This window comes from Vibrio sp. Of14-4, from assembly GCF_022347625.1.
Lineage (GTDB): Bacteria > Pseudomonadota > Gammaproteobacteria > Enterobacterales > Vibrionaceae > Vibrio > Vibrio pristinus.
In genome coordinates, this window is record NZ_JAKRGI010000010.1 from 215,930 (window position 1) to 236,828 (window position 20,899).

General features: G+C 41.9%; 21 protein-coding genes. 7 read left to right on the plus strand and 14 right to left on the minus strand.

Annotated features, from left to right (window positions below; genetic code table 11):
- Window positions 1-12 precede the first annotated feature (12 nt).
- Together MHN79_RS12085 and MHN79_RS12090 are read right to left on the minus strand one after the other, a co-directional pair.
- Window positions 13-456, minus strand: coding sequence for a GNAT family N-acetyltransferase (locus tag MHN79_RS12085; RefSeq protein WP_239173096.1), 444 nt, complete (start codon window positions 454-456; stop codon window positions 13-15).
- Window positions 457-577: 121 nt separating this feature from the next.
- Window positions 578-1,609, minus strand: coding sequence for a nitronate monooxygenase (locus MHN79_RS12090; RefSeq protein ID WP_239173097.1), 1,032 nt, complete (start codon window positions 1,607-1,609; stop codon window positions 578-580).
- A gap of 325 nt (window positions 1,610-1,934) precedes the next feature.
- Here MHN79_RS12090 and MHN79_RS12095 point away from each other — a divergent pair, with 325 nt between their 5' ends.
- The 3 genes from MHN79_RS12095 (at window position 1,935) to MHN79_RS12105 (ending at window position 5,424) form a co-directional block, all read left to right on the plus strand.
- Window positions 1,935-3,044 carry an FAD-dependent monooxygenase gene (locus MHN79_RS12095; protein ID WP_239173098.1) on the plus strand — a complete coding sequence of 370 codons (1,110 nt, stop codon included), beginning with the start codon at window positions 1,935-1,937 and terminating at the stop codon, window positions 3,042-3,044.
- A 253-nt stretch (window positions 3,045-3,297) separates the two neighbouring features.
- Entirely contained in the window at window positions 3,298-3,861 is a 564-nt protein-coding gene (locus MHN79_RS12100) for a hypothetical protein (RefSeq protein WP_239173099.1), read from the plus strand.
- A gap of 15 nt (window positions 3,862-3,876) precedes the next feature.
- On the plus strand, window positions 3,877-5,424 hold the full coding sequence (locus MHN79_RS12105) for a methyl-accepting chemotaxis protein (RefSeq protein ID WP_239173100.1): 1,548 nt from the start codon (window positions 3,877-3,879) through the stop codon (window positions 5,422-5,424).
- Window positions 5,425-5,470: 46 nt separating this feature from the next.
- Here the strand turns inward: MHN79_RS12105 and MHN79_RS12110 are convergent, their stop codons facing one another.
- Window positions 5,471-6,001, minus strand: a complete 531-nt coding sequence (locus MHN79_RS12110; RefSeq protein WP_239173101.1) for a 3'-5' exonuclease — start codon at window positions 5,999-6,001, stop codon at window positions 5,471-5,473.
- A 308-nt stretch (window positions 6,002-6,309) separates the two neighbouring features.
- Between MHN79_RS12110 and MHN79_RS12115 the strand changes: the two genes are divergently transcribed.
- Genes MHN79_RS12115 through MHN79_RS12125 form a run of 3 tightly spaced genes read left to right on the plus strand, consistent with a single transcriptional unit; the run spans window position 6,310 to window position 11,729 of the window.
- Window positions 6,310-6,942 (plus strand): DUF2760 domain-containing protein, encoded by a 633-nt coding sequence (locus MHN79_RS12115; RefSeq protein WP_239173102.1) that lies wholly within the window; start codon window positions 6,310-6,312, stop codon window positions 6,940-6,942.
- On the plus strand, window positions 6,942-8,867 hold the full coding sequence (locus tag MHN79_RS12120) for an Hsp70 family protein (protein ID WP_239173103.1): 1,926 nt from the start codon (window positions 6,942-6,944) through the stop codon (window positions 8,865-8,867). The genes MHN79_RS12115 and MHN79_RS12120 overlap by 1 nt, the downstream gene beginning before the upstream one ends.
- Before the next feature lie 54 nt (window positions 8,868-8,921).
- Window positions 8,922-11,729, plus strand: coding sequence for an Hsp70 family protein (locus MHN79_RS12125; protein WP_239173104.1), 2,808 nt, complete (start codon window positions 8,922-8,924; stop codon window positions 11,727-11,729).
- 90 nt (window positions 11,730-11,819) lie between these two features.
- Here the strand turns inward: MHN79_RS12125 and hppD are convergent, their stop codons facing one another.
- From hppD to MHN79_RS12175, 10 genes are all read right to left on the minus strand, one after another.
- Window positions 11,820-13,022, minus strand: a complete 1,203-nt coding sequence (hppD, locus tag MHN79_RS12130; RefSeq protein ID WP_239173105.1) for a 4-hydroxyphenylpyruvate dioxygenase — start codon at window positions 13,020-13,022, stop codon at window positions 11,820-11,822.
- Between the two features lie 103 nt (window positions 13,023-13,125).
- Window positions 13,126-13,599, minus strand: a complete 474-nt coding sequence (locus MHN79_RS12135; protein WP_239173106.1) for a GrpB family protein — start codon at window positions 13,597-13,599, stop codon at window positions 13,126-13,128.
- A 129-nt stretch (window positions 13,600-13,728) separates the two neighbouring features.
- Window positions 13,729-14,163, minus strand: a complete 435-nt coding sequence (locus tag MHN79_RS12140) for a GNAT family N-acetyltransferase (protein ID WP_239173107.1) — start codon at window positions 14,161-14,163, stop codon at window positions 13,729-13,731.
- 159 nt (window positions 14,164-14,322) lie between these two features.
- The gene (locus tag MHN79_RS12145; RefSeq protein WP_239173108.1) at window positions 14,323-14,682 is read right to left on the minus strand and encodes a DUF6559 family protein; all 360 of its coding nucleotides are present in this window, start codon (window positions 14,680-14,682) and stop codon (window positions 14,323-14,325) included.
- A 91-nt stretch (window positions 14,683-14,773) separates the two neighbouring features.
- Window positions 14,774-14,968 carry a hypothetical protein gene (locus tag MHN79_RS12150; protein WP_160927713.1) on the minus strand — a complete coding sequence of 65 codons (195 nt, stop codon included), beginning with the start codon at window positions 14,966-14,968 and terminating at the stop codon, window positions 14,774-14,776.
- A 188-nt stretch (window positions 14,969-15,156) separates the two neighbouring features.
- Complete coding sequence (locus MHN79_RS12155; RefSeq protein WP_160927715.1) at window positions 15,157-15,633, minus strand: DUF2127 domain-containing protein; 477 nt, start codon at window positions 15,631-15,633, stop codon at window positions 15,157-15,159.
- Between the two features lie 122 nt (window positions 15,634-15,755).
- Entirely contained in the window at window positions 15,756-16,685 is a 930-nt protein-coding gene (locus MHN79_RS12160; protein ID WP_239173126.1) for a DUF535 family protein, read from the minus strand.
- A gap of 79 nt (window positions 16,686-16,764) precedes the next feature.
- Window positions 16,765-17,538 carry an outer membrane protein OmpV gene (gene ompV / locus MHN79_RS12165; RefSeq protein ID WP_239173109.1) on the minus strand — a complete coding sequence of 258 codons (774 nt, stop codon included), beginning with the start codon at window positions 17,536-17,538 and terminating at the stop codon, window positions 16,765-16,767.
- An 82-nt stretch (window positions 17,539-17,620) separates the two neighbouring features.
- The gene (locus tag MHN79_RS12170; protein ID WP_343283927.1) at window positions 17,621-18,868 is read right to left on the minus strand and encodes an ATP-binding protein; all 1,248 of its coding nucleotides are present in this window, start codon (window positions 18,866-18,868) and stop codon (window positions 17,621-17,623) included.
- A 77-nt stretch (window positions 18,869-18,945) separates the two neighbouring features.
- Window positions 18,946-19,662: a response regulator gene (locus MHN79_RS12175; protein ID WP_239173111.1), complete on the minus strand. Its 717-nt coding sequence runs from the start codon at window positions 19,660-19,662 to the stop codon at window positions 18,946-18,948.
- A 250-nt stretch (window positions 19,663-19,912) separates the two neighbouring features.
- On the opposite strand from MHN79_RS12175, the gene MHN79_RS12180 reads away from it, so the two are divergent.
- Entirely contained in the window at window positions 19,913-20,095 is a 183-nt protein-coding gene (locus tag MHN79_RS12180) for a DUF2986 domain-containing protein (protein ID WP_239173112.1), read from the plus strand.
- Here MHN79_RS12180 and MHN79_RS12185 read toward each other — a convergent pair.
- Window positions 20,087-20,560, minus strand: a complete 474-nt coding sequence (locus tag MHN79_RS12185; RefSeq protein WP_239173113.1) for an NYN domain-containing protein — start codon at window positions 20,558-20,560, stop codon at window positions 20,087-20,089. The genes MHN79_RS12180 and MHN79_RS12185 overlap by 9 nt on opposite strands.
- Window positions 20,561-20,899 lie beyond the last annotated feature (339 nt).

Genomic DNA, 20,899 nt, shown 5'->3' on the forward strand with positions numbered 1-20,899 from the left:
GATTTTTTGTGCCTATTTTGTCTTTATGTTTGAGCGTAAAGACAGTTCCATCTCAACCAGTCCATTTACTTCCGATGTTCTAACAAAGCCTTTGGACTCATATAGATTAATCGCAGGGTTTTCACTAAATACACGCAAAATCAACTTAGTGGATTTCCTTTCGATTGATTGTGCAACAACAAGCTCAAGACACTTAGCGCCAACTCCTTTGCCTTGATACTCAGGCGAAATCTGCAGGTCTCTTAAGAATGTCGTATCGTCACTATAACTCAAACGGAGCATGCCAACACGAACTTGTTCCAAATAGACTTCGTAGTTATCTAAATCTTTCCAACTACTCACAAACAAATCGTGATCCCAGATTATCCCACGAGTTTGATAGTAACTTGCCATATTTGACTTGGTTAAAGACTCAGCGAATAAGCAGTCGGTACCTACTTTTAGTTGTACTTCCATATATTTTCCTCTGACTACATAACACCAAGCTCTATTAAATAGTCATTATTCATAGATATAACGAGACCTTGCTCGGATATCTGTACTATTGAAGAGTCGCCTACCCACCCAAGGTGGAACGTTAACTGGTTAAAGCCTTTAATAGATTCGATGCGGAAATCTCTTCACAGCCTCTCCTATTCGTGCCGGCCCATAAAGGAGTGAAGTCCCCCGAAAACTGTGATTCTGCCTTTGCTCTAAGTGGTGCCATTGCTATTGAAGCATAAGGAAATTTAGGTGCTTCATCCGTCATATAACCGAGATCCATCATCACTTTATTTTGTATTCCTCTTGCTGGACGGCCTGTGAATACATTGGTGATTGCTGTAATTTGATTATGAGATTTGATTGCAGCTTTATGTACTTCACTAGTTTTTGCTTCGTCACAAAGCAAAAAAGCAGTGCCAAGCTGCACACCACAACTTCCAAGTTCAACGAGCTTTAGTATGTCTTGCTTTGAACCAATACCTCCTGCCGCAACAATTGGCACAGACACATGTGACTGTAAAGCATTCACCAGCTCCACTACAGGCATTTGACTCTTTATGTCAGTAGTTAAAAACATGGCCCTATGTCCACCAGCCTCAACGCCTTGTGCAATGATAATATCTGCACCATGCTTTTCTAACCAAATCCCCTCCTCAATCGTGGTGGCCGATGACAGTATTACTGTCCCCCAAGACTTTATACGTTCGACTAATTCAGGCGATGGCAAACCAAAATGAAAGCTGATTATAGGTGGCTTAAATGGCTCAATGCGATCGGCCATCTCAGCATCAAAAGGATAACGTAATCCCCTAAAACTTTTCGGTTTTTCGGCGCCCAGATCGTTATAGTAATTCTTTAACAACAACTGCCAATGGGCTAATGATTTTTGATCAATTGGCTCCATTTCATGGCAAAAAAAGTTTAAGTTATAGGGTTTATCACTATGTGCTGAGAACAGCTCAATTTCTGCTACGACTTGTTCAGGAGTAAGGATTCCACAGGGAATAGAGCCAAGACCTCCAGCATTAGAAACTGCCACGGCAAGCTCCCAATTTTGCACGCCTGCCATTGGGGCTTGAATGATATTGAGTTTAGTTCCTAGTAACTGATGTATTGGTAAAGTCATGGCTGAAACTTGCTCTAGTATAAAGTTAGTGGTCCTCTAGACTAGCAAACTATAAATAACTATTAATAAACCTTGTAACGATATGTGAACTCAGATGCAATAAGTTGTTGTTAACTTTTGAGTTAGACTTCGAGACAGGCAGGATCAAAACTCTCAAAAAACTCGAGCCCCCCTCTCAATAAAGTCCTGCTGTTTTTTCAAAGCTGCAGCCTTCAAATATCAGGCATACAGTTATCAGGCAATAACACTTGTGAATGTTTCACTTTTATGTTTACGACATTGCTGATAATTTACTGATAAGATTAGTTATTATATAAACTTAACAATGAATAAAAAGACTCTTAACATTGCCATTATTGGTGCTGGATTAAACGGCCTTTCTTTGGCCTTATCTCTGCGCATGTTTGGCATTAATGCAACTGTGTATGAAAAGTCTGATAAACCACGCGTTGAAGGAGCTGCAATTACATTGTGGCCAGAAGGTATGCAGGTGCTTGCTGCTCTTACTGATGCTTCAAAAGTTCAAGCCGTAGGCAATACCAACGAGTCCATTACTACATCGACTTTTAGCGGTGAAATAATCAACCAAATTTCAATCCGAAATATGGGTAGCAAAGTCAATGCTGACATAGGCACCTTTCATCGTCGCGACCTCTACCAATTACTGCTTGATGCTTATGGAGAGGAAAATATTGTTACGGGCCAGCACTGCACGGTTGAAAACAACACCATACTGCTTAATGGTGAACCATTAGAAGCGGATGTGATTGTAGGCGCTGATGGCGTTTTCTCTCAAGTCAGGAAGTTCGTTGCACCAGAGATATCAATTCGCGAGCATGGAGTGTATTGTTGCCGAGGCATGGTTAACTATGCCAACCCCAAAATAAGTACCCAAGAAATCAATGTATTTGCAGGTAAGCAGTCAAGAATTGTCACCTATACCTACAATCGAGAAAGTAATGCAAGATACTGGTTTGCCTCATGTAAAGTAGAGCCGGGAGAAGCATTAAATAAACAAAGAGTCTTAGATAGTTTCGCGTATTACTCCCCTGACCTATTAGAGATGATTGAGCAAACATCAGAAGAGCAAATCCTTCGCTCGCCTTTGGTTGATGTTGCGCCTTTTGATAAATGGTCCCGTGATAATGTGGTTCTACTGGGTGACGCATGTTGTGCAGTTCTGCCGACAATGGGAATTGGTTTTAGCCTTGGTATTGAGAATGCGTTTATCCTTGCTCAAAGTTTAGCCTCAAACTTTTTCGAAATACCACGAGCTTTTGAACGATATCAACACAGAGCCCAAAAGCGTACCCATGAATTACAAAATATTACTCATCGTTTAACCGAACTGACTTATATAAAAACATTTGACCCCAAAGAAGTTGAGCAGTTATACCAGCGCTTTACTCAGGTCTATAGTCATTCACCCTTTTAAGTTTGAAGCCATAAGCTTTGTAGTTCGAAAGCTCTTTAGCAATAAAGAGCTTTACTAATTCAGCATAAAGCCAAGCTTTTTGTTCAACGATGAAATCTCTGACATACGAATTTTCCAAAATGACACCATCAGCTGCTTAGTACCAGCCATACGTTGTACACTAAAAATTAAAAAAAACAAATGCAATCGAGCTCATATTGAGAATTTGGCCTACGCTTGTTAATGAACAACGTCAGACTAATAGGACTCAATAATGAAAAGGCTATATATCGCACTACCACTACTATTTCCTCTCACTACTTTGGCAAATGAGTTTGAAGCAGCACTAAAACAATTTGCAATGAATGATGTGAAAAGCATGGCGGCTGATGCAGACGTCGTATCTCAAATTAAAGCGCAAAACCAACTAACCAGTCAGCTTGACCAAAGCCAGATCACATCACTTGATAATGATTGGAGGAGCCAAGTAGGCCAAGATAACGCACCACTCATCAACGGCAAATTGAATACTGACTTGTCGAAAAAGCTTGCGGCTATGCAGCAAAAGAGTCAGGGCGTGATCACTGAAATTTTTGTTATGGATAATAAAGGCTTAAATGTTGCGCAAAGTGCTGTAACTTCGGATTACTGGCAAGGTGATGAAGACAAGTGGCAGCAAACTTACCTAGTCGGACCCAACGCCTATCACATTAGTGAAATAGAAGAAGATGAATCGACCCAAATGTTCCAATCTCAAGTAAGTTACGCCATCTCAGACCCGGCCTCTGGGCAAGTGATCGGTGCAATTACAGTTGGTGTCAACGTGGAAGAACTATAGCGACTGGAGCTAACTATGCGAGTTACGATTAGTAAGCTCGTTGTCGCCAGTGCGTCGATTTTGACCATTATTGCCATGGCGACGATATCGTTTTTCAACTGGAGTAGCAGTGTTGATGCTATCTACCAGTTAAACAAATCGTCGTACATGCAATCAAGTCACGCTCTAGGTGAACAACTAGCAACCCCTGTTAGGTTTAAAAAGGTGGCTAATATAAAGGAGAAGATCGAGGTCGCACTTCAAAGTCAAAATGGCAGCTTGAATGCAATACAAATTTATCTTCCAGACCTTTCATTACTTTACAGCAGTAATGAAGTTAATGAGTCTGCCTTAAGTGGTATCTTACAAGATAAGACTGTGCTTGTTGACCAAGCTAATCGCCACCAAATAGGCGTACCCATGTATGCCGGTAAAAAGAAAACCTTGGTAGGATACTTGGTCACTGACTGGAATTTTAATCAGGCACGTGATCTTGGAAGCCAACTGAGTATTCAATCATGCATTATTGCGTTTATCTCTGTGGCGGCTTGTATAGCGATTCTCTACGCGCTTCTTAACTCACTGCTTGTGCTGCCACTTCAAAAGCTCATTGGCCTTTGTGACGAACTCAGCTCTGGAGAATGTGATCTAAGCAAACGCCTTGAATTTAAACGCCAGAATGAGTTAGGCAGGTTAGCCCATAGTATGAATCGCTTCATCGCAAAAATGGAGCAAACTTTAATCCCGATTCATCAAGGTGCCGACTCTGTTACATCCATTTCCAAAGACCTGGATCATTATTTGGCATCGATTGGAAACAAAATTACGCGCCAAAGAGATGATATCAAAACCACTGTTCAAGTTAGTGAACAAGCACAGCGTTCCTTCTCAGTGGTGAAAGACAATACCTTTGATACTTTGAATTCGCTCAATCGTGCAGTAGAAAGTGCCAAAGGAGGCCAGCAATGTTTATTGAGTGCGCTACGAGACAACCGCTCAATGTCGGAGAAAAGTACCCACCTTTATGAGGCAGCCAATGAGGTAAATCGGCAAGTTATCAAAGTCACGGAAATTTTAGGAATAATTCGTAATATCGCCGAACAAACTAATTTGCTCGCACTTAATGCCGCCATCGAAGCAGCGCGCGCAGGCGAAGAAGGCCGAGGATTTGCCGTGGTCGCTGACGAGGTTCGTGGTCTAGCGGAAAAAACCTCTAATTCGACGAACCAAGTAGAGGAAATACTGACCAAACTTGGCAATGTCTCTAACTCTCTGATTCAAATAACAGAGGAAGGAAGCAGTACCAGCGAGGCAAGTCTCAACTCGATCGAAAACGCGGTAAAAGACATAGAAAAAGCGCTTCAAGATGTGTCTAAAGCGGACCAGATGTGTTCAAACATTGCCAATTCATCCGAGTCACAGATAAATGCTATGTCTGATCTTGTTGAAAGGTTGCTCAGCGTTGATCAACAAATCAATAGTCTAGTTGAGGACTCACAGCATATCGAAACCAACAGTGCCAAGCTCTTCTCACAGGCTAGCAGCACAAGCGAGCACCTATCTAGCTATAATCTAGCGGTGTGAGTTCAAACTAAAAGGGTGTCGTTAGACAAGGACACCCTTTATCAATTCAGAGCATATTCAACGCCAACTTGGCGAGATTATAAGCATCCACATAGCCAGAATGCTGTCGGCCTTCCCATTCAATATTTTGCGCTTCTTGTGCTGCTCTATGCCCGATACGCTTATCTTTAAGGCGGTGCTGCACCCTGTATAACGTTGCCAAGTTAATGCATTCGCGAAAAGGCATTTCAATGCCCTTCGCTTGGCATTCTTCGGCTAATATCAGATCGTCTCGCCCCCAAGAGGCATAAATTTTATTGGTTCCGCCGAAATTTTTTATCATTGATTTCAAAACATCAACCAGTGGGCGGCCTTGCTTTTCTATTTTTCGAGGCGTAATGCCTGTCAACTCTGCGCAAAATAATGAGATTTCATCCTGTTCGGGCTTTACATAGTACTGAGCACGCTTGACTATCTCACCTTTGGTAAGATCAATTTCCGCTAATCCTACTTCTATGATTTCACCTGTTGTTCCGACACCATTTTCATTCCAGCAACACATTTCCAAATCGAAACAAACAATACGGTTATGGTTCATTAATCGCCCAAACTTTAGTTTTCCAACAAAGCGCCAAATTCTATATTAGTTAAGCGCAAAACTCGACCGGGTACGACTCAATTAATCAAAACTGCGTCAATTCTATCTCTGCACCCTTCAGGTGAGTCATAAAATATGCTAACCGAGACCATAAAATGACTAAAAATAAACCAATCAAATCCGCACGCTCTCTTTTCTACGGGCCTAGCTGGTTGAATGTGGTAATATTTGCCCCAATTTAACCGAATAATAACGACAATGGTGGTCAGCTGTGACCGCTATTTATCCCATAAATTAAGAGAAATCTCATGACGTTCGATTTACAAATGATCCCTCAAACGTTTGATATGCTGCATGCAGGCCTCACCGTTTCAAGCATTCTTTTGCTTCTTATTGCAGTATCACGCAAATCTAAAGTCGTCGAAAAAGTAGTAGAAAAGCCGATTGAAAAAATTGTCGAAGTCGAAAAGCCGGTTGAGAAGATCGTCGAAGTCGAAAAAGTAGTTGAAGTAGAAAAAGTCGTGGAGAAAGTGGTCGAAGTAGAGTCCAAGTTAGCAACCGCGTCTACTGACTCTGCAATGCAACTGCTGTCTATTATGCAGCAAGAAGCTCGTCTGATTGATTTCCTGAAAGAAGATCTCACTTCATTCTCTGATGAAGAGGTTGGCGCGGCAGCAAGAGTCATTCACACTGGCGGGCAAAAAGTACTGAGTGATTACATTACTCTCGAACCTATTCGCAATGAAGATGAAGAAACGCGCATTACTGTCGAAGAAGGCTTTAACTCACAGCAAGTTCGCCTCACAGGTAACGTCACTGGCAATGCACCATTTAACGGTACTCTAATCCATAAAGGCTGGAGAGCCAGCTCTATGAATCTACCCAAATTAGCTGAAAACTATGACGCTTCAATTATTACCCCTGCTGAGGTAGAGCTGTAATGGACCATCAAAACACGAACTCTGCCCAGACACCTAAATACAGTGTTGGTATCGACTTGGGTACAACGCACTGCGTTTTGTCTTACCTTGATACTTCTGACGAAAGTGCAAGTGTCGAGGTCATGCCAATCGCTCAGTTAACTGCACCGGGAACGGTTGAAAGCAAAAACCAGCTCGGCTCATTTCTCTATCAACCTCACGAACACGAAATGAACCCAGCTTCGCGCGTATTACCTTGGTCGTCGGAGCCAAAAGCACTCGTAGGTGCGATAGCGCGTAATTTGGGAGCTAAAACTCCTATCCGTCTGGTGGCTAGCGCTAAGTCGTGGCTTTGCCATGGCGGAGTTAATCGACGTGATGCCTTTCTTCCGGCAGGTAGCCCAGATGAGGTCGAAAAAGTCTCGCCTCTTCGTGCAACTGAGCTCTACTTAGAACACTTACAAGAAGCATGGAATCATTCGCATCCAAACCATCCGCTAGCAGAACAAGATGTGACCATCACGGTCCCTGCCTCTTTTGACCCAGCAGCGCGCGATTTAACAGCAGAAGCGGCAAGAAATATAGGTCTAGCGCACCTAACTTTGCTAGAAGAGCCACAAGCGGCTTTGTATAACTGGATAGATAACAGTAATGAGCAGTGGCGCGATCAAGTATCCGTCGGTGACGTTGTTCTTGTGGTAGATATCGGCGGCGGCACCACTGACCTTTCATTGGTTGAAGTCACGGAAGAAGAAGGCAACCTTACCCTAAACCGAATCGCAGTTGGCGAGCATATTTTGCTTGGCGGCGACAACATGGATTTAGCTCTCGCCTATCGATTAAAAATGAAACTGGCGCAAGACGAAAAAGAGCTTCAGCCATGGCAAGTTCAAGCTATGACTCACGCATGTCGCGACGCAAAAGAAGCGTTACTCAATGACGCTTCTCTTGAGTCTGTGCCAATCGTAGTACCGAGTCGAGGTTCCAAACTGCTCGGTGCTACTCTAAAAACTGAGCTGACCCAAGAAGAAGTCCAACAGACCCTAGTGGATGGTTTCTTCCCTAAAGTGGCAGTCACAGAGCATCCAGTGCAACGTAGTCGCGGCGCCTTAACCAAAATGGGTCTACCTTACGCTCAAGATGCGGGTATTACTCGCCATATCGCTGCTTTCTTATCCAAACAAGCTAACGCGCTGGGGAACGAAAGTGAGCAGGCTGATTACAACCCATTCGCTTCAATGCCGGGGATGGGCGGATCTGATACGGCTACTACTGATTTTATAAAGCCTACCGTGATTCTATTTAACGGCGGCGTGTTAAAGTCACAGCTGCTCGCTTCTCGATTAGAAGAAACAATTAACGAATGGTTGATTGATTCAAACTCTGAAATCGCGCAGCGCCTGACTGGCGTTGACTTGGATCTCGCAGTTGCTAGCGGTGCATCCTATTATGGGGCGGTACGTCGTGGTCAAGGTGTTCGTATTCGCGGCGGTATTGCATCTAGCTATTATGTGGGCATTGAAAGCGCAATGCCTGCTATTCCTGGAATGGCTCCGCCATTGGAAGCTTTGTGTGTGGCACCATTTGGTATGGAAGAAGGCTCATCAGTCGACATCCCAAGCCAAGAGTTTGGCTTGGTTATAGGTCAACCAGTTAATTTCCAATTCTTTGGTTCAAATATTCGCCGCGACGATCTAGCCGGTGCACATCTTGACCATTGGGGATCTGATGAATTGGAAGAACTGCCAGAAATTCAGGTTACCTTACCCGTATCTGATGGCCGCAGAGAGGGAGAAGTTGTTCCTGTAACTTTAGCTTCTCGGGTTACAGAGCTTGGTACCTTGTATCTCGAAGCAATTGCCACAGACAATGGTCAAAAGTGGCATGTTGAGTTTGACGTTCGCGACGACGCAAATAAAGACTCATCTCATAGCGAACTTTCATAATATTTAACGGCACCTTAAACGGTGCCGTTACTTTTCTCATCTTCAAGGTTTTTTATGACATCTCCTCGCTTTCTCGTTGGTATAGATTTAGGTACCACAAATACCGTTGTCGCCTTTTGCGAAATCACAGACAATCTAGAGCAATCAAGTGTCTCTCTTTTTGAGATTGACCAACTCATAGGGCCAGGCGAAGTTGTTCGCAGACCTTTATTGCCCTCTTTTCGCTATCATGCAGCCAAAGAGCAAATGTCGCCCCTAGATCTTACCCTGCCATGGGACTCAGAACCGATTTCTGGTGATATAGATAATGTCATCATTGGAGAGTGGGCAAGAGAGCTAGGCGCCAAAGTTGAGGGGCGTCAAGTATCTAGTGCCAAAAGCTGGCTATCTCATCAAGGTGTTGACCGTAACTCAGACATTCTTCCATGGGCTAGTGCCAGTGATGCCAATAAAGTCTCCCCCGTCATTGCTAGTGCCAGCTACCTCAATCACATCAGGCAAGCATGGAACTATCGCCACCCAAGCAACAAGCTCGAAGATCAAGATGTTGTGGTGACTGTGCCTGCATCATTTGATGAAACAGCGCGTAAACTTACCCTAGAAGCGGCATCTCTAGCTGGCTTAAACAAGATTGTACTGCTCGAGGAGCCACAGGCGGTATGCTATGACTGGTATGCTCGTCACCAACAAATTGCCGCAGATGAACTCAAGCAGTCGCCGCTCATTTTGGTCTGCGATGTCGGAGGAGGCACCACAGACTTAAGCTTAATTGCAGCAAAGCATGAGCAAGACAAACTCTCTCTGGATAGAATCGGCGTGGGTGAACACTTAATGCTTGGCGGTGACAATCTCGATTTAGCCTTAGCTCATCTTGCGGAAGGCCGTTTTAATCAAAGCAAAAAGCTTAATGCTGCGAGCCTTACTAAACTGATTCAACAAACTCGACAAGCTAAAGAGGCATTATTGTCCCTTGAAGCGCCTGAAGAAGTAAAAATCACCATGCTTGGTAGTGGCTCAAAGCTACTAGGTGGCTCGAAAAGCATTAGCCTTAGTAGAGAAGAAGTACACCAGATCGCACTAGACGGATTTTTCCCTTTATCTGATTTTTCAGATATGCCAAATAAGCGCCGCAGCGCTATGGTCGAATTTGGTTTGCCTTATGTAGCCGATCCAGCGGTCAGTAAACACTTAGCTGAATTTCTCCACCAACACCAACAAGTCTCATCCACCGCTCTTGGCAAACCAGAAAATCCTGAACCCGCAATCCCTGTAGGCCTTCTGCTTAACGGCGGTGTTTTTAACAGCGAGCTTGTTACAAAACGCATTATAGATTTGCTTGAGCATTGGCGCGGATCTCCTATAACACTGCTTGATAATCCTCATCCTGACTGGTCTGTCGCGTTCGGAGCCGTGGCCTATGGCAAAGCTAGGCGGGGCGCTCAGCTCAAAATTGGTGGTGGTTCAGCGCGCTCTTATTTTCTGCATATGCAAGAAAAGAACAACATGGGTAAAGCACTATGCCTTCTCGCTAAAGGGACGGAAGAAGGCCATGAGATACGCTTAACTGGCCGGCGTTTTGCTCTCACATTAGGCGAGCCAGTGCGGTTTAATCTACTTACTTCAACCCATGACACCCTGACTCAAAACGTTGCTATACAAAACGGCGTAATGGAGGATGTGGATCCTGATATTTTCGCTCCACTTCCCCCTTACATCTTGACGTTAGAAGGTGAAGGTGCAGAGCTTCAAGTCAATCAAAAGGAGCGAGTTGAAGTGCAATTAGCCTGTCAATTGACCGAAGTTGGCACGTTAAAAATAGAGTGTGTGAGCATCGATGATGACAACAAGCGTTGGGAATTAGAATTTGAAGTCCGGAATCAACAATCTGACGAGTCAGAACAAGTAACACTTCCACCGCGCCTTGTTGAGTCTAAAGAGCTCATCACTCGTCTATACAGCGGCAACAAAAAAAGCGCTGATTCAAAAGAAATCAAGACACTAGCAAAAGATCTTGAGAAAAAACTCGGTAAGCGAGACGATTGGGACTTTGCTACTCTACGTCAATTATTTGATGCTTTTGCCCAAGGACGAAAACGTCGCCGCCGCTCTGAAGCCCATGAAAAGAATTGGCTACGCTTAGCTGGTTTTTCCTTGCGGCCAGGATTTGGTGACGCCACAGATGCTTGGCGATTAGAGCAGGTCTGGGGCTTATATCAACAAAGTATTCAATTCAAAAATCATCAGGGTTGGACAGATTGGTGGGTGTTTTGGCGCCGAATAGCTGGCGGCCTTAATCAAGAACAACAAGAAACTATACTTGCCGATATTGCCAAGTATCTACACCCGGGAGCCATGAAAAATCCACAGTCCGCGAAAGCAGCCCATGATATGGGCTACGAATCCATGGTTCGACTCGCTGCTTCCCTAGAGCATTTGGATGTAGAGGATAAGGTGCTATTATCCAGTTGGTTTTTAACTAAAGCCATCAACCTTAATCAGTTTGAACAGGCTCATTGGTGGGCACTGGGTCGTTTAGCCGCTCGCACCCCTCTGTATGGAAGTCAACATAGCGTGATTCCCAGAGAACAAGCAGAACAATGGCTGCCCAAGTTACTGGAACAAAACTGGCAAAAAGAGCCCATGATCGGCTTTGCTGCCGTGATGATATGCCGTAAAACAGGCGATCGATTATTTGATATCTCTGATGATTTTCGCCAGCAAGTTCTTACCAAACTTAAACAAAGTAAAGTACCCAATGCTTGGGTTGATTTAGTCGCTGAAGTTAAAACACTGTCTCATACCGAGTCAAAACGAGCCTTTGGTGATGCACTCCCTGCGGGTCTATCACTGATCTCTCGCTAAGTTTTTGGGGTGAACAAAAGGCTGCTTTTAAGCAAATAGGCAGCCTTAATTATATCTGGATAGCATGGATTGTGATTTTCTAAATTTAACTTACAAAGTCCCTCTTAGCTTCTGCTGCGCTTCAATTGCGCTAAATAAGGATTTAAAGTTGCCAGCGCCAAAGCCATCGTGATTATTGCGCTGCATAAACTCAAAAAATAGGGTTGGTCTACTTTCTACTGGCCGAGTAAATATCTGCAAGATAAAACCTTTGTCGTCATAGTCTACGACAATGTCTAATTCTCTCATGGTTTCAATACTGATACCCAAATCTAAATCGTTCTCAGAAATAGCGGATTGGAGTTCATCATAATAAGCACTAGGAACAGGTAAGACGTAACACCCTCGCGCTTTTAGAGAACGAACGGTTTGCTCTAAGTTCTCCACACAAATCGCGATATGCTGAATACCACCACAACCATGAAAGTCAACAAACTCTTGTGTTTGTGATCGCCCATCAAATCGCGTCGACGGCTGATTGACTGGTATTTTGATTCGCTCATCAAAGTCGCTGACCACGATTGAATTGAGCCCAGATGTGCCTGTTTGCAATAACTTGTCATCAACCGACCAAAAGCGTCTAAAGCATAACGAGTTTATATAAAAATCAACCACCTCATTCATTTTTCCTTGAGGTTGATTCGCCACTACATGATCGATTCTGCCCATAGGTACAGGAGGCAAGCTTTCAGCAAAAGCATTGACTAAATTTGGCTCTATCGGATGAAAACCAGGAAGAAACAAACCGCGATATTGTTCACGCTGTATAAAGGAGTGCACTGTGTTTCCATAAGCTAGCACACTAGCGATGAGTACCTGACCAAGCTCATCTTCACTGTATGTAGGCGGTAAGATAACTTGAGCGCCATTTGATTTTGCATGCTCAAATGTTTTTTGTACATCTTCAACACTAAAAGCAACATCACGAACCGCATCGCCATGTTCTTTTACAAAAGGCGCTATCGTTTCATCATTTGGATTTAATGGTGATTTAACAACAATACAGGCTTGATCACCTCTCAAAACATAAGCCGTAAAGTTTTTTTCACCCGTTTCTAATCCGGCATAGGCAATCGTTTTAAATCCTAAATGCGTTTCATAAAACATCTTGGCCTGAAAAGCATTACTGACCCAAAATTCAATATGATGGAAATCAAAATACTCACCACAGTCAGGCCTCTGTTCACTTTTGCTATACTTCACTCCCGCATCCGATCCAACCAGGCTTGAAATATGGGATAACTCATTTTGCATAAAATACCTTTTTATTATTAATCAATAGCTTAAAATAAAAAGGCATGGTATTTCAATTTGAATTATTATTACAACTTAAAAATGAACTCTTTCGGGAAATAGGTTATGTATGCCCTAACACTCGCCCTATAAAAGCTGATTTTTTTCTGCGATAGTCATCTGCAGGCCAACCCGTGCATAATAGTTTTAATTCATTGTACTCTTGGACTAAGTCAGGATCTTCGCGAAGCTTATTTCTAAACTCTACAAAGAAATCAAATTCTGGACCATTCGCTACAACTTGAAAGGCTACATCTTCACCAGATCTAGACTCCAGCATACATAGCTGCGGCGTTCTTAATGTATCGAGTTTCTCTTTAAAGCCAAGCGTAGTAAGTCGTGTCACTGCTTTCTCTAGTTCACTAGCATTAACACCGACAAGTATATCTAAATCACCCTTAGATATTGCATTGGGGATGGAAGAAGAACCAATATGTTCAATAACCGCATCTGGAAGCAAAGCCGCTATCTTAAGCTCATACTCACGATACAGAACTTCGCAAGAGATCTGATATTCATCGGCTCTGTAAAATTTCATTTATGCTCCCAAAAGAAATAGCAACCTAAACAATACGTTCTCAAAAATAGTGATACTTGCAAATAAAAACTTGAGTGCGATAAACAGTAATCTTAAAAATACAAAGTATTACCAATCAACCAAGCGAGTTTATTCACATGATTTAAACATGTACACAAAGTCCTCGCTTTCCTCTGTTACTACAAAACCAAACCGTTCATATAGTTCACCGACTCGATTTCCCTTTAAATAACAAAGTTTTATCGGAAGAGATTTCTGGCCAGACAATGCAGTGATACTTTCCAGTACCTGACTACCAATACCTTTACTCTGATACTCTGGCAACAGGAAAAAACGACCAAAATAATAATAGTCTGAGCATAGTTGTAACAAATAGCTACCAACTGGAACGCCCTCGACTTCAATTATGGTTGGCCTTTCTTCTTCCCATTCATTGCGATGGATTTCTTTTTGAACGCTTTCGTCCCAGCCAAATACGGCTTTTACCGCCTCATATTCCGCTGACTTTTTAAGCTCAAATAAGAACCTATAGTCATTATCATTAGCTTTGCGGGTTTGGTACACCTAACTCTCCTAGTAATCACAAAATAAGTTCACCATATCTATACGCTCGGTAATATAGCCAGCCCATAACTTACTTAATAATCGTTATTAAACACATCTGACTACATAATCATGTCAATATTATGAGATGACGGCAATTTAACTGTTTACAATTCGCAATCAATAACGGCTGTGCATGCCAAATCGGTGTGACATATCATCATTCATTCGACCACCTTTCCAGCCACCACTAATTAGCAATTTAATCACGTCCTGCGCGTTGTAGTGGTTGGAATCGAAAAAATCATTCGCTATGTCATTGCGAAGCTGCTTAAGCGATGAGCTATTGTCTAAGTCGAGATCATCAGGATTAGCAAATAAGGCCAAGGCAATCTGCTGCTGACGCTTACATAACAAACTAGCACTCGTGTTAACTTGCCCGAGACTGAAATAATCACGGCTACCATAACCTTTTACTAACATAGGAGAGAGTAGCTTAATCACTTTTTTAATTCTACGGCGCTGGATATACCTTAGCATTGTAATCCTACAAACTGGTTATAATATTGATAGAAATACAAAGCCCGCTTTAAAGGCGGGCTTTGTTTATCCTTTTTTTATTTCTATTTCATCAGACTTGAGCTGATGAGGAGTATTCTTCTTCAGTTGCCTTATCAAACTCAACAATCGAATAATCATCATTGTTTTGAGCTACGGCATCTCGATACCCATCATAAGAACACTCTCCAATATCATTTCTCGGACATATAGAGACCTGATTTTTATCAATCATCTCTATTCCACAGTTCGGACAATATTTACTCATGAGACTTCTCCTGACGTTGTCTGCCTTGTACTGTACATACAGGCGTAAATCCTGCTAATAAAACTCTAACTGTTTTTGACTGTGAAGCCAGTCATCGTGCATTCAGGTTTACAGCTTTATACTCTTGATTACACTCTTTACTGCATTTTATATTGGTTTTACAACATAAATATGACATTGAGCACAAATTAATTTTGTGCAGCAAAATTAGATTCGGGCTTACTATAAAGTGTCCTTGCTATATAAGCAATGATCCCCAAATTAATTATGAGCAGTGTGATGCTAACCTTACTTGGATGATTAATCGCAGCATAAATTTCAAAGGGTATGTAGATAGCACAACTGATCAAGGCTAACCACTCAGTCCAACGAAACTCATTCCATAAGCCATAAGCCTCAATCCATCGAACCACAGTGTATAGAACAGCAATCATCATCAACAAGCTCATATTTAACTGAGGAACTCTCCTCGACAAGTCAATGAGCATTTCAGAGATTGGGTGAACAGGATTAAGGTGAAAATGCTGGACAAGAAGCTCGGCTAATTGACGCAAATCTTTGCTCGGAAAAGCATATATTCCTAAGACAACGGCAAATGAAATGAAGCCTTTTAGCGCCTCTACAATTGCAATGACCTTGAGGCCAGACCTAGTTTCAACCTGCATAAAGCTCATACCTCGAACAACATTTTGAGCATAACTTCAATGACAGTAACATGCTGATTCAATATTAAGTGAAAACTGTGTAAAGTTTTCGAAAAATATAAAAATAAAGAATATTTATAAAGCTAACATTCATAATTAGTATGTATATTCTGTATTGCGGATAACTGGCAGCACACGTCTTCTTTGACCTTATCTAACCAAGCGTATCGTTTGGTGTAAAGCCGGCGCTTATTCTTATTCAATATGCTGGGATCCTTACGAATAGGGTTTAGCGGGATATCATACATATATTTTGATACTTGCTTTCCTCCGTACTCGCTCCATAGCTCACCGTATTGATAGCTGATACTAGATCGCTTTGAGCCTGTATATCTAAGCGCTTGATAGACATGACCTTTGTTGGTAATACCGTAGAGAGTGTCAATATCCCATTCTTTGGCAAGGATAAGCAAAACTTCTAACATCAAGGCTTTGGGTCTCAAGCCATGCATTCCTCGAGTCAAAGATTTTATCACTTCTCCGCGATCGGTAATCTGTTCACTAGGTCCTTGTAAAGCACCAATATAAATCTCTCGCTTTGGGGTGGTTGATATGTTGAACGCTAAAGTAAATAGGTCACGACCAATTGGATCAACTAATTTTAAGGCAAGAGAACCTTCTCTTTCAGGTCCTGAGCATAAGAACAAGGAACAATCGAGAATATCGATTAGCCTCCAGCCACCATCAGTATAAAAATACGTGATGTTGGGTCCATACATTTGATATAAGGCTTGAAAGTGCTCATGAATCTTCATCGCTCTCTGGCGTGGACGCCAGTTTAAACACACATATGGCTTCAGTGGTTTCTCAAAGATTCTGGGGTGATTAGCTTTGATCAGATGAAACTCTGGTTGGTCAAACAACCTCTGCATAGACCATAGAACCGAAGGCTTAAGCATAGACCACATACAGAATCGAGCATTATAACGTAGCTTTTTAGCGCCCTGAATTTCCGGGTACACGCTCTGTGCAATCCTGGGCAAAGACCGGATAAAATGGATGTAATTGATAATCATAGCGAAACTTTACCTAAACTCAATATAATGCAAGAAGCCCGACCGAATGGTCAGGCTTAAAGCTAAGAAATGAAAATTAGAAACTATAAGAGACCGTCGCTCCAACAAGCCACTGATTAGCGCTATCAACAATAGGCGAATCTGCAATTTCATCACCTAGGCGTGTGTAGGTAGTAGTTTGAGTCAACTGCCAGTTGTCGCTGATTGGCAAAATAACTTTATAACCTACGTCATACGAGACATCGCCTTTACCTGTGTATGCTTTACGCTTTCGGGTTGCTTCCTTGTCTTGCACGCCAAAATAGTAATCAACGTATTCTTTGCTCTGATATGAAACACCTGCGAATGGAACAAAGTCGGCTTTACCAATAGTTAAAGGCAAGAAATACTTTACTCCAGTTAGGTAACCGTCGTACGTATCTACAACATCATGCTGATAATAAGTTGAAATAGTGCCTTGAGATAGGTGGAAGTCAGCATTGATACCAAGGTCTAAGCTTAGATGGCGTTTATCCATGCCTTTAAGAAAGTCTGAAGTATCTTTATCGAACATAAGACCTGATGTACCCAAATACCCACTCAAGTTAACAACATCTCCTGTATTACCAAAAAAACGGTAGTTAATACTTTGAAGTGTAACGTTAAGATCTTCCCCTTGATAACCGAAGTTAGCTAGTGGCGCTACATTATGCTTTTGACCTTTATATAGGTCGGTCATACCCCCTGCCCCAAGCTCAGCAACCCAGCTGTTTTCTTTATTGTAAATGTTACCATTACGAATATACGCATCACCTGCATAGGCAGCATTTGCCATTGTTATCGCTGTGATTATTAGAGTGAGCTTTTTCATCGTTTTGTCCTCGTGTTAACTCATAATGAACACTGTACAAAACTATTAGGATTGTAAATATGATGAATTTGTCAGGCAATTGTCACAGATTGTCAGTCAAGTGCGACAAGCGAGGAATGCGTATAGTAAATTTAGCCCCGCCCAATGAGCTAGCACCTACACAAATGTTCCCGTCATGCCGGTCGATAATCAATTTAACAATCGCAAGACCAAGGCCAAAGCCAGTATTTGATTTGTTTCTTGAACGATCTGCACTATAGAAGGGTTCAAAAATAGCACTCCAATGCTCTACTGGAATACCTGGTCCATCGTCTTCCATGATAATGAATACCGCATCCTCGTCCTGATTAGCAGATAGACGAACCTCCTGATCCACATAGCGCAACGCATTTGACAGAAGGTTGTTGATAAGTCGCTTAACGAGTGCACTATCAGCATAAATTATCATAGCTTCTGGAACGTCCAGTACGACCATATTACGATGATTATTAGGAAGTTTATTAAGAAGCCCCTCTATGTATGGTCGTAACCCTATCGGTTCAATATTAAGAGTCGTGTCTGGCCTCTCCACTTTAGCGAAGTACAGCAACTCATCCACCATCTGCTCCATTTCTTCTGTATCTTCTATGATACTGGCAATTTTTTCATGCTGAACTCGAGTCAAGCTTTCATCCTGTAGCATCTCGGCTTGCCATTGAATTCGAAAAATAGGTGTTCTTAAATCATGAGCAATAGAGTTTGTCAAAGAGCGATTACTAGTAATAAGGTCCGAAATCTTATCCGCCATATAATTAAAGCTGTCATTCAAGGAGCCAACCCGATAACGGCTTCCCGTGGGGGCTCGAGAATTGAAATTGCCTTGTGCAAACTTGACCGTTGTCTCTTCAAGCACTCTTACTCTTCGACTAAGGAACCAAATGAATACGGACGTATATATGAAAAAACCGGCTAAAATAAAACCCCAAAGCAAGTCATCATCAAATGCGATAGCTTTACGAAGACTAGACTCAACATCTGGTTTTACGCGATAGATAATATCTGGGGCTGAAAGCATAAACCAAAATTCACGTTCATCATCATAAAACGTAAATAAGTGAGTTCTATCACCACTAAAATAATTTTTGACCTCAGTAGGCACTTTGGATATTGGATAAACAGTCAGGGTTTTAGCGGTTTGATTAATAAAATCTCGCAGCACATTCAATGCCTCCTTTTCTCCCTGGCTTTCAGAGATAGACATCAACACTTCTCTAAATGCTGCCCCCTCCAGATCCTCCAAAACATAGTCATAATCAGTATTAATCTGATAAACGATAAACTCATATGCCATTAGACTCATTGTAAAAAGCAATAACAACCCAGCGAATGCTTCTATATAAATTCTTCGCATACATACCCACTTTTTACCTACCAGCTATCGGGAACAAACAAGTAGCCTTTCCCTCTAACTGTAATGATTCGTTTCGGCGTCGCTGAGCTATCGCCTAGTTTTTTTCTCAAGGTAACAATTTTATTATCAATAGTGCGATCTAAACCATCATATTCAATACCTCTGAGCGCTTTGGTTAGTACGTCTCTCGATAAGACTTGGTCGGGAGAGCTTGCCAAGATCCAAAGTAAGTCAAAGTCACTGTCTGACAGTGTGACTTGCTGATTATTCAACAGACAAATTTTGCGGGGCCTGTTTAAGGTAAGTTGTCCATAACACAGAAGATTTGCACTATTTGAGCCGCTGTCAGAAGAAACATCTACAGCTTCTCCTCGTCTCATCAGCATTCTTACTCTGGCCAACAATACCCGTGGTTTAACTGGTTTACTTACAAAGTCGTCAGCACCTATTTCTAATGCCGCAACATGGTCAAAATCATCATCACTTGCGGTCAATATCAGTACTTTACCCATGTACTTTGATCTTATCTGCCGGCAAATGGTCAACCCGTCGGTTCCGGGCAACATAAGATCAAGTAATAAGATAGCGGGTTGATGTTCAACAATCGCGTCGATTGCACTGATACCATCCTCAAAGATTTTCACATCAAAATCATGTTTGATGAAATATTCTGCAAGCATTAAGCGCAGTTTTGCGTCATCTTCAACAATAAATAAAGATTGTAAAGGGCTCATCTACTACTCAACCAGAGTTCTTATTATTAAATGACCTAATAGTAGCGTAAACCTCATTAAAATACTGTATAAATAATGTACCACGACTCTACATTTTGAACAGCATTCAATTAGAGCGAGGGATCTTGATAATAAGACAGACAAATGACGCTGTGCTTCACTAAACCATCTTGGTTATGCCAACTTAAGCTTTTTATGGAGTGAACAGCATTACGATTTTTGTTAGTATGCAATTGACCAAGGGGGAGTTATGAATCGAAAGAAAAAAATTAATCAAATATTAAAAGCGAAGCATAAAAAGAAAAATGCAAAGTTGCATAAAACTAATAAGCCTCGCTATGTATCAAAAGCGGAACGAGCTACACTAGATACAGAAGCAACAGAACCTTGTGAAAACAACACTCCCGATCAACCTTTAGATTCCCTAGAGTAACAGGTCATTGTCGATTGCAATGTAGCTATCACATGCATCGATAAGGGATTGCGCACATAGCCCTGGAACTGCAAACACGTCCACCTTAGTACCAAATCTTTGTTGTACTCTTTGCACTAAAATTTCAAAATCACCATCACCGGATAGTAATATTATTTTATCGACGTTGCTTGCTATTTCATAAACATCAAGTGCCATACCGACATCCCAGTCTCCTTTAGAACTGCCGTCTCGCCTTTGAATATAAGGCTTAAGTTTAACGTTGAAGCCTATTCCACGCAGAATATGGTGAAATTGCCTTTGCTTTGGATCTTGGGACGATATGGCATAAGCATTCGCCTCTAACACATGTCGACCTTGCGTCGCTATGTACCAAAACTGATTATAATCAAAATTCGACTGGTACTTATCTCTTGTTGTGTAGTAAATATTCTGAACATCGACAAAAATCGCCACTTTTTCCACTGAGGGCTCCGTGTTTACTTTCCATAACATTGCCAGAATTTTACCACTGATTTTCATCGTTAGGCGAAATTAAAGATAACGCTTCAAATAAATTATTTACGTGAACCAAATTCCAATATAAGACAATTTTATAACGAGTATCAAAAATACTAGCCTTTCTGAAGAAACCAATAAAACCTTATATTTCAATATCTTATTTTTATATGGCTTTCAGTTAGTTCCTAACAAACTCTAAGTAGTTACTATTGTGTGATCCTAGTTCAAGATAGTGCTTGATCCCCCATGTGAAAAGCATACTATTATTCGATATTCATATAAACACATATTCATACAAGGCTG